The 9,739-nt window shown below is 42.9% G+C and carries 12 protein-coding genes; 5 read left to right on the plus strand and 7 right to left on the minus strand.

Features of this window, described 5'->3' with window-relative positions:
- Positions 1-412 precede the first annotated feature (412 nt).
- From F824_RS0121950 to F824_RS0121980, 7 genes are read right to left on the minus strand one after another with little or no spacing between them, the layout of a single operon-like run.
- On the minus strand, positions 413-808 hold the full coding sequence (locus F824_RS0121950; RefSeq protein WP_019600095.1) for a group III truncated hemoglobin: 396 nt from the start codon (positions 806-808) through the stop codon (positions 413-415).
- The gene (locus tag F824_RS0121955) at positions 808-1,230 is read right to left on the minus strand and encodes a hypothetical protein (protein WP_019600096.1); all 423 of its coding nucleotides are present in this window, start codon (positions 1,228-1,230) and stop codon (positions 808-810) included. Before F824_RS0121955 ends, F824_RS0121950 begins: the two co-directional genes overlap by 1 nt.
- A gap of 15 nt (positions 1,231-1,245) precedes the next feature.
- Positions 1,246-1,515: a hypothetical protein gene (locus tag F824_RS0121960; protein WP_022582376.1), complete on the minus strand. Its 270-nt coding sequence runs from the start codon at positions 1,513-1,515 to the stop codon at positions 1,246-1,248.
- Positions 1,512-1,745 (minus strand): hexameric tyrosine-coordinated heme protein, encoded by a 234-nt coding sequence (locus F824_RS0121965; RefSeq protein WP_019600098.1) that lies wholly within the window; start codon positions 1,743-1,745, stop codon positions 1,512-1,514. The genes F824_RS0121960 and F824_RS0121965 overlap by 4 nt, the downstream gene beginning before the upstream one ends.
- Before the next feature lie 5 nt (positions 1,746-1,750).
- A complete protein-coding gene (locus F824_RS0121970) occupies positions 1,751-2,755 on the minus strand; it encodes a cbb3-type cytochrome c oxidase subunit II (protein ID WP_019600099.1) in 1,005 nt (334 codons plus the stop codon).
- Positions 2,756-2,766: 11 nt separating this feature from the next.
- On the minus strand, positions 2,767-4,626 hold the full coding sequence (locus F824_RS0121975) for a cbb3-type cytochrome c oxidase subunit I (protein ID WP_019600100.1): 1,860 nt from the start codon (positions 4,624-4,626) through the stop codon (positions 2,767-2,769).
- 38 nt (positions 4,627-4,664) lie between these two features.
- Positions 4,665-5,123, minus strand: a complete 459-nt coding sequence (locus F824_RS0121980; RefSeq protein WP_316928740.1) for an RrF2 family transcriptional regulator — start codon at positions 5,121-5,123, stop codon at positions 4,665-4,667.
- Positions 5,124-5,921: 798 nt separating this feature from the next.
- Here F824_RS0121980 and F824_RS0121995 point away from each other — a divergent pair.
- From F824_RS0121995 to F824_RS0122015, 5 genes are all read left to right on the plus strand, one after another.
- A complete protein-coding gene (locus F824_RS0121995) occupies positions 5,922-6,890 on the plus strand; it encodes a metallophosphoesterase family protein (RefSeq protein WP_019600104.1) in 969 nt (322 codons plus the stop codon).
- Positions 6,891-6,892: 2 nt separating this feature from the next.
- On the plus strand, positions 6,893-7,435 hold the full coding sequence (locus tag F824_RS0122000) for a phage tail protein (RefSeq protein WP_139189907.1): 543 nt from the start codon (positions 6,893-6,895) through the stop codon (positions 7,433-7,435).
- A gap of 7 nt (positions 7,436-7,442) precedes the next feature.
- Complete coding sequence (locus F824_RS0122005) at positions 7,443-8,009, plus strand: phage tail protein (RefSeq protein ID WP_019600106.1); 567 nt, start codon at positions 7,443-7,445, stop codon at positions 8,007-8,009.
- A gap of 68 nt (positions 8,010-8,077) precedes the next feature.
- Entirely contained in the window at positions 8,078-8,557 is a 480-nt protein-coding gene (locus F824_RS0122010; protein ID WP_248691078.1) for a phage tail protein, read from the plus strand.
- The gene (locus tag F824_RS0122015) at positions 8,557-9,696 is read left to right on the plus strand and encodes an ABC transporter substrate-binding protein (RefSeq protein ID WP_019600108.1); all 1,140 of its coding nucleotides are present in this window, start codon (positions 8,557-8,559) and stop codon (positions 9,694-9,696) included. Before F824_RS0122010 ends, F824_RS0122015 begins: the two co-directional genes overlap by 1 nt.
- The last annotated feature ends 43 nt before the right edge of the window (positions 9,697-9,739 follow it).

Below are 9,739 nucleotides of genomic sequence, written 5' to 3' on the forward strand. Positions count from 1 at the left end.
AAAATGGCTTTTAGAGCCTACATCAATTCCAGCGGCAAAAGGATTGACAACAGCCATACTTTCAAACTTTTTCTGCTTCATCTTATTTTTGGTTTTGATTAAAAGCAGCAAGAGAAATGTATATTTGATTTGATTATTCCATACGGGATCCATAACAAAACATGGTCACCAATTAACGTTTCAAAAACCCTGACCTTAAAGATTGGGGTTGAACATTTCTACCAGAATTCGGGAAGGGATAAAATCACCATTCGATGCATAGGCTTTCATGCTGCAACCAAAAGTTAGCGCATTAACGTTACTTTTCCAATGTCTTAGAATTCGGGTTAAATCATTACCGTTATTTTTTGAAGGAAGCAGACAGCAATAGGCGTCATCCGCCTTACCCTCTGCCGAATATTATTCCCATATTTTATAGAATCGGCCGCAAAGAATTATTTTGATAATACTTGATTTTAGCGTGAAACATTTCTGCCATTCTTTCTCCTTGCCATTTTGCTCTTTCTGCTTTTTCTCCGCAAAACTGTGCATCTATAGTTTTGCAGAAAAGTTGAATCCACCGGTCAAAATGTTCTTTTTCTACGGCCAACTTGGCATGGGGGACAAAGGGGCTTCCGTAGTAAGTATGCTCTTCCAGCAAAACCGTTTGCCAGAAGCTGTACATCTTCTCGAGATGATCCGGCCATCTCTCCTGGATTTTATCATTGAAAATGTCGCTGAGCATTGCGTCCTTCCGGACTTCTCCATAGAAATTGTCTACCATCGATTTGATATCCTCAAGGGAGGTAATGTCTTTTTTTGTTACCATCAGAAATAGGAGGTATACAGTTCGGAATTCCAGAACATGATGAAATAAAAAACCGCAAAGCCTATAAAAGAGATCACAAGTGCCCAAACCCATGCAGGAATGGCCTTGGGCGTTTCGGAGCCTCTGATCATAAAGAAGTCATTGCGCTCACTGCCATAGGAATTCACAGTGATGGGAATCTGTTGATTGACCACTTCTCCTTCTTTTATACCCAAAAAAGAGATGTCCGGCCCATTTCTCACTTCGAAGGAAATTGTTTTTATGCCTTCCTTGCCTGAAGTGGATTTGGCAAGAATCTTCAGGATATGCTTCCCATCAGGGATTTTTGTCGTGTCCAAAACAAATTTCACAGGAGGGGCAAACTCCGCAAATGGTTTCGGATCCGTATCCAGAAATATTTTAATTGTTCTGTTATCTTCCATAAATTCAAATATTTTTTATTCCAAGACGATGTTTTTGATATGTCCAGGGGTATCCTCTTTGGGCTTGACAAGGTACTTGATGCTGAAGATCAAGGTGAAGACAACCAAAACAGCAGCTGACCAGGTAATCAGATAATCGACATTTCCCTGAGGACCTTGCCCATGTGTGATGTTTTCCAGCATTTTGGGCTGATTGGCTTTACAGACTTCACAGGCTAAACTTACCGAGGCATACCCGAAAAGGGCGATGGTGATCAGGATGGTTTTCAAATGTGTCCGCATCATTTCCAGAAATTATTGGCCATGGCAATCGTCTGAAATTCCGTGGCGATTACCTGTGAGGAAGCAATCAGCTTTGCCGTGTCCTCAGCATAATCTTTTCTGAGCCCTTTGCGGATTTCGCTGTCCGGCTGAATGGCAGCAATGGATTTCCTGGCAAGTTTGATGGCCAGTTCACGCCCTTCCTGTGGAGAGGCGGTTATCAATGTTTCCAGATAAATTTCTTTGGTTTCCATACTGTTTATTGTTGAAGTGATTTGACAAATACTCTGATCTGCTTGACCTTATCGGGAGTAACAGCCACGGCATTGTTCCCCCAACTTGAGCGTTCATGGTTGGCGATGGCTGCGATTTCCTCATCAGAAAGGATTTCCTCAAAGCCGGACATTACTCCATATTCAGGCCGGGCATCATAGCCCTCCATAATGATTCTGATCAAAGTTTCCGGGTTTTCATCATTGATGATGGCACTACCGGCCAAGGCAGGAAAGGCTCCGGGCAATCCGCTTCCATCAGCCTGATGGCAGGCGGCACAATTGTTCATGTACAATTTCTGCCCATCCGGAAGTACCGCCTCACCAGCATTGGCTGTTGGTTTGTTTTCCTTGGATGAAGGAATGAAACTGACAGCGGGATTTTTTGGCATTTCTGCCTGCTTTAAGGATTGCAGGTAGGACACCAGATCCAGGGCTTTTTGGGAGGCAACCACTTTTTTGTTGGATGAATTTATGAATTTCCGGGGAACGGGAACCAAGTAATCAGACTCCTTGATTTTTGATTCCTCTTTCAACTCAAATAGCCAGGGGTAGGAAGGCATGATGGATTCCTTGACCACAATCCGGGGGTTGTACAGGTGGAGTAAATGCCATTCCATCCCAGGCTGCCTTTTTCCCACATCGGTAAGATCGGGGCCGGTCCTTTCACTCCCCAACAAGGATGGAGACTGCCTCCAAACATCCTGTCTTTGCTTGCTGTAATAATAATCCGAGGGGATGGAAGGTCGGTTTCCCCAGGTATTGTCCATTTCAATATTTCTCACCTGTTGCGTATGGCAGGACATGCAGTTTTCCTCCACATAAATGCGCAAGCCTTTTAATTCTTCCTCCGAAAATGCTTCCATGGTGGGGAGAGGTTGGGTTTTCTGGATTTGAAAAGCAGGAATCAGGGCAACCAAAATACTCAGCACCAAAAAACCGAACAGCGCTGTTCCGACAAGAAGTTTGTGGTTTTTATGAAAATCTAACATGTCTGATTCGTTTAGTTGGTTGTGATTTCATTTTTTGTGCGCAAACGATTCCTGCCAGCGTCTGCCGGAGCGGGATTTTTTTGATCAGGACTCTTTGGGATCTTTTTTAGACCTCTTGTCATGTCATAGAAATTGTAGGCAAAGAGAAGATGGGAAATAAACATCAACGTACCGCCAATGGCTCTCCAAAGCCAGAAAGGCTGCATCAGTATCACGGATTGAATGAAGGGTTCTCCTTCTATCCAACTCAGTCCCTTCATGGAACCACCCACCATCAGTGAGACCATGTAGGCAAAAAGGCCTATAAATGCCATCCAGAAATGCATCCCCACAAATATTTGCCTGGGTTCCCGTCCTGTTATTTTGGGAAGAATCGCATACACGCAGGCCCAAAGCATAAAGGTGATGATGCCATACATGGTCATGTGGGAATGTGCCACATTGAAATCCGTAAAATGCCAGATGAAATTGGTAAACCTGAAGGCTTGCAGACTCCCCTGAGCAGATCCCACAAAGTAGAATACCACTCCAACCAGAAAGAAAGGCAGGACATAACTTTTGGTTATTTCATTCCAGCTTCCCCGCATGGTCATTAGGAAATTGGTCGTCCCGGCAACTACTGGAATCAGCATGCCTGCACTGAAGACAATGGCGACTGTTTGCAACCACCAAGGCAAGGGGCTGAATACAAAATGGTGGGTGCCGATCAGCGTATAAAACAGCATCTGGGTCCAAAAAGCCAATACGCCCAAGGAATAGGAATAAATGGGCTTGTTGAGAGAGGAGGGTAGGTAATAGTAGATCAAACCCAATGTGAAAGTCATGAACCACATCCCGACTCCCTGATGCATGTAGTACCCCTGGATGACAGTTTCTCCCAAGCCATCCTGGTACATGGGCAGATAGCCGATGACAACCAGAATAATGGTCCAGCCCAATCCTCCCAGCAAGTACCAGTTTGAAATGTAGATTTCTTCTATTTTCCTGTGGGCAACAGTTTGGTAGAAATTATAAAAGGTGATGACCATGCCAATGGCAAAAAGGAGTGCCACAGGCCAGATATATTCCCGGTATTCACCACCGCCGTTGTTGATCCCTGACATCAAAAACAAGGTCCCAATGGCTACACTGGCGTTCATCAACCACCACGCCCACCAGGCGAGTTTATAACTGTATAAGGTGTTGTTGGAAGTTCTTGTGATCACAAAATGACCCAGGCCGATCATGGTGAGGGAGGCCCAACCCCAAAATACGGCATTGGTATGGACAGGCCTCAACCTTCCAAAGGAAAGCCAGGAAATGGAATCCATTTCGGGCCAAACAAATTTCATCCCAAGATATTGACCGATCAGGGTACCGAAAACGAGCCAAAATACCGAGGCACCTATATACCAGGTGATGATTTTTTTTAATGGGAGTGGTGTGTCTAAAGTGATGGGAGACTTTTTCTTTTCATCCACCAGCGGATTGTTTGGCTCATGGGTTACGCCGGCAATGATACCCCTGCTGTCCTCCACTTCAAGATCACTTCCAAGTTCACTACTGGTCAATTGGTAAGAAACGGCTTTCCTGCGTTTTTCCAGGATTGTGCCAATCTCCGCTTCATCCATTTCCAGAAGACGTTCATTAAATTCATTCTTTTTGCTTCGCTCGCCACTTTTTTGAAGCTGTGCGAAATAACCTGAAGCCTTCACCGTAAGGATGAATATGGCAATGACAAGTACGATTACGATGAGCAGAATCGTACCGACAATGCCTGGACTAGTCATCCAGTTGGCTGTGTCAGGGTTTGGAGTAGGTTGAGCCCATACCTCCTTTGGGAAAATGGTGATCAGGAAGAGTAGGCCAATGTAAAATTTAATGTTTTTCATTTTGGATAAAATTATCGGAAATAAGACTAAATTTTTTTTTATCGGTTCAGAATGGTTTTTCCTGATTTAAGACCGGTAGTCAAATCAAGAATAGAGGTTGTTTCAAGCATCTTTCTAAGGTCCTCCCTTATTTTGATGAATTTGTCGTGCATTGGGCAGGGCTGTTTGCTGTTGCATGCCTTAAGACCGAGACCGCAACCTTTGTATAAATTATCGCCATCAATGGCGAAAACGATATCACTCACATTGATTTCCGTCATCTTTTTATTGTCAATAAAAAATCCGCCGAAAGGTCCTGTTTTGGATTCCAGTATTTTTTGTTTGATCAGAAAAGTCAGAATTTTGGCGGTAAAGGCCTCAGGGGCATTGATGCCTGAGCTTACCTCGCCGATTTTAACCCTTTCCCCCTCCAATGATCTGGTGGCGATGTAGATGATGGCTTTGATACCGTATTCACAGGACTTGGAAAACATGAGATAGATCAGTTGTTTTGACAAATGTAAGGGGAATTTGCAATTGCGACAAACTTATCGCAAATAAATATTTCCCCCTTGGATCTGAATAGGTCCCCAGGTGGAGTAGGGGTAAAAACACCCCCTGACTTTGCTTGATCAGGAGTTGATGTATTATCCCTACTGTTTTCCGCACTCAAATGAAGCATATGGGTATTTTAATACAGACTTGTTTGGAGGTTCATTTTGCTCCTGTGTGGATTGGTTTGACCAGGGTTATGCATTGGCAACACAATTCCATTCTGAAATTGGGTAATAATCAGTCTTTGAAGCTGTTTTTGACTTCTCCCCAGCGGTACGATACCCTATGCTTCAAAAAGTCTGGTTTTCTTGCAGTTTCAAGCCCAATTAGGAAAGAGAATGGATATTTCGGATTTAATGTCAAATAAATTGGAATGGCCATGTCAATATGTTTAAATCAAATAACAACTAGATAGAAATTTCTCGGCCATGTTTAAGTTATTGTTCCCTATAAATCAATATTTGACCGTTTATAAAATATATAGTTTGAGGTTTTTTGATCGAATTTTAAACCCTTGAGACTTTTTAGTCATTAATTTTAATGCAAAAAAAAAGCTTTTACCCCCAAAATACTTCTATTAATAAAATTTAAAATGCAAATTAATCTTTATAAAAACTTTTAAAATCTATATTTAAAAAAATAATTATTTTTTTAGTTGTTTGGTTGGTGCAAATAGAATCTCATCGATTTTAAAAAATACTCAATTGCTTTATTAAAATTCCTGCAAAAAATTATTAACCGATCTTTTACATTTATAGTATATGCTCAAAAAAATATTTTCTGAGGGAAAATCCCGCCGTCATTTCCTAAAGTCCAGTTCACTCCTGGGCGGTCTTGCCTTTCTCGCTCCCGTGGCAAATGCTTTTGGCAAATCAAAGAAGTCCATCGAATTAGCCAATAATTTGGGAGAGCTTCGATTTGTACATACTGCGGGATTGAAGGGGCAATCAGGGCCAACCTTAAAAGGACAATTCGGAGGGCTAAATGATATCGCTGAAAGTTTGGCTGAAGCCACTTTCAATGGTTTGAAAATCGATGCGGGGGACTTCCTTGATCCAAGCCAGTCTTTTTCCGATAACCTGGAATTTGTCAAAAATCTTTCCAATTATGGCCTTCACTTGGCCGGACTGGGAAAGACCGAACTGGACCTGTCGGAGGATCAGCTTCTGGAATTGACCAAAAAGGCAACTTTTTCACTCGTCAATACCAATTATCGATTTATCAATCCTGAACTCGATCAGGTGATCAACAAGCACCTCATTGTTAATTTTGGCAAATACAAAATGGGGGTGATTGCCGTAGCAGATGAGTTTGGTTCCCTTCCAAAAAACGTCAGGAACCCAATCAAGTCAGCGCTAAGGGAGTCGGAATTGCTGAAAAGCTTCCATTCCTGCGACATGGTGGTATGCCTTGTCAATTTTGATTCAAATCCCGATATCCAAAACCCTTCGATTGACAGGTTGGCAGAAAAAGCCGAACACATTGATTTCATTTTATCCGCCAATACGACCAGCACCAGACCAGGATTGAATTTGATCAAGGATCGATCCGGCGAAGATGTCTTGATCAGTACCGTGATGGATTCGGGAAAATACCTGGGTGACTTTTCAGTCACTTTCACACCAAAATACGCCAAATGTATGGTCGCCAATCATTCCAGAATTCCAGGGCCGAAAAACCAGACCCAAGCCACTTCAATCATTCATGAAATATCAACTCAATCAATATAAGCATGGAACCATTTCTGTCTGAGATAATGCTTTTTTCGTTCAATTTTGCGCCTAGAGGATTTGCACAATGCAATGGGCAATTGCTTCCCATCAACCAAAATCAAGCCTTGTTTTCCTTGTTGGGGACCAGTTTTGGTGGTGATGGTCGAGTGAATTTTGCTTTACCAGATCTACGGGGGAGAGCTTTGGCACACGTAGGAGATGGTTTTACATTAGGTGAAAGAGTTGGGGCGCAAGCGCATACATTAAGTATTTCTGAAATCCCAACACATCTCCACGAATCGAACAAATCAGGAAGTTCAATTTTGAATATCAGCGCATCTTCTTCAGCTGATTCTGGAGATCCGGAGGGTCGTGTTTTTGCTGGCAACAGCAATTTTCCTAATCGTTTTGGGGAAAAATTTGACGAAGGACTTTCGGATCAAATTGCAAGTTCGAAGGCCTCTGGTATCGCTGGAGGTAGCCAAGCACATTTGAATATGATGCCTTTTTTAACCCTTAATTATTGTATTGCCCTTCAGGGTATTTTCCCATCTCCAAATTGATTAAAATATGAGTGGTACAAATCAGTTTGTTGCGGAAATATGCATGTTTCCCTTCAATTTTGCCCCAAAAGGCTGGGCATGGTGTGATGGTCAATTATTGTCCTTATCTCAAAACACAGCTTTATTTGCTCTATTGGGTACTACCTATGGGGGAAATGGTTTTTCCAATTTTGCATTACCTGACCTTAAAGGCCGGTTACCGATGCATCCTGGACAAGGTCCGGGACTTTCATTGCATGATTTAGGAGAGATGGGAGGCCAGGCTTCAGTTACTCTACTTGAAAGTGAAATCCCAAATCATAGTCACAATGTTGATATTAATATTCCAGTTGGAGGTACAGCGGATACAGATAGTCCACTCAATGCTTATCCTGCGACTTTTGAAGTTGGAGACCAGATAAATGGTAAACCAGCAGCATTGTATTCATCTACCACAGATGGAAATTTGGGTTCTTTCAATTCTCAAATCAGTTCAAATCCTGCCGGTGGGGGGCAACCTCACAACAATATGCAGCCAACCTTATTTGTTTATTATTGCATCGCTCTTCAGGGAGTTTTTCCACCAAGAACCTAAACACCATGTCTCAAGCATACATAGGACAAATTTGCATTTTTGCCGGAAACTTTCCGCCCCAGGGGTGGATGTTTTGTGCAGGGCAAATATTGTCTATTTCTGAAAATGAAACCTTATTTCAACTCATTGGAACAACCTATGGAGGTGACGGGCAATCAACTTTTGCTCTTCCTGATCTTCGAGGCAGAACACCAATTCACCAAGGGAATGGTTTTATCCTGGCGGAAACTGGAGGGGCAGAAGAAATCACACTAACAGTCAATCAAATTCCTCAACATACCCATACGTTGAAAGGGCCCAGCGTGGTAGCATTAGGGTCCATCGCAGGGAATTCTGCCGATCCGGCGGGAAACTTTCCCGCCATATCACCGGGAATAAATCTTTACAGCAAAACGACCATAGAGAACGTGGATATGGCCAATCAGGGATTGGCGAATTCGACTATACTGGTTCCCTTAGGAGGCGGTCAGCCGCATACTAATTTTCAACCCTACCTTGCTGTGAATTTTATCATCAGTCTCTTTGGTGTTTTTCCTTCCCCGTCCTAATGGAAAATATTGGAATTCTTCTTCCCAAATCCAGTACACATCCCGAAATTGGATACGATTTCTTTTTTGGGGTAAAAGCATTTTTCGCATACCATACCACTTTTAATCCATCTTTTCATACCGCAAATATCGGTTTTGGAATTGATGGGGATGGGATGTATTCTGAAGCGGAGCGGATGTTTTTGGAAAAAAATGTAGATGTTTTGGTGGTTTTTGCGGAGCATCCCATAGTTGACAAAATCTTCCCTTTGGCAGCCCAGTTTCGCCGGACCATTCTCGTGGTTAATCCCGGAGCAAAATACCCAATCGATTGGCAGGCTCCTGACTATGTTGTGTTTCTCACAATGGGAGAAATGCTTTCAGCAAAATTGGCAGCAACGCATGCAGTTTCTAGTTTGGGGATTTCCAAAGGAATCAATGCTACCAACTTTTACGATGGCGGATACGGCATTGGGGACGCCTTTTATCTTGGTCAAGAAAATGCTGGTGGAGAAATCGTGTTCACTTTTGTGTCCAAGCATCTTGAAACAGAATTTGATCCCAAGCCATTAGAAGATTTTTTGGAAGGGAATCAGGAGCCAATGTTGATTTATGCGATCTATACGGGAAAGATTTTGCCGCTTTTTCTCAAAGCACTAGAAGGTTCCCACACGCAAGCAACTTTGGTTTGCAGTGCTGAGATGCTCCATGAACTCATCGGATCCGAACTGGATCAAAAAATGTCCCTGCCGGAAATTTTCGCTTGTACTTCCCTCAGTCCCGAGTGGAAAAACAAGAGGTTTCAACCCCTTCATGACTTTTTCAAAAATGAAGCGAGGCGGGAGGTTTCCCCTTTTTCATACTTGGGATGGGATGCCGGAGAAGTGCTGCAGCAGCTTGCCTCAGCATCAGGGGCTGACTGGAAGGAAAAGACGCATCAACTTGAAAAAACACCGATTACGGGCAGTAGGGGAGCGATGAAGTTTCATTTAAAAACAGGGCATTTTATCGGTGTCCAGTATCAGGTCCAACTTCAAGGAAAACACCTCAAAGTCTCAAAAATCGAACTTGAGGAAGTATTGAAAGAATGGGAGCAATTTATGGAGACTCGGCCGAATCCCCCACAAGTGGGTTGGTTCAATACCTACCTCTGCTCTTAAAAAAGTGAATTTTATCAGTAACGGTCTTTCAAATCATCTCCAT

It is taken from the genome of Rhodonellum psychrophilum GCM71 = DSM 17998 (genome assembly GCF_000381545.1).
Taxonomy (GTDB): Bacteria; Bacteroidota; Bacteroidia; order Cytophagales; family Cyclobacteriaceae; genus Rhodonellum; species Rhodonellum psychrophilum.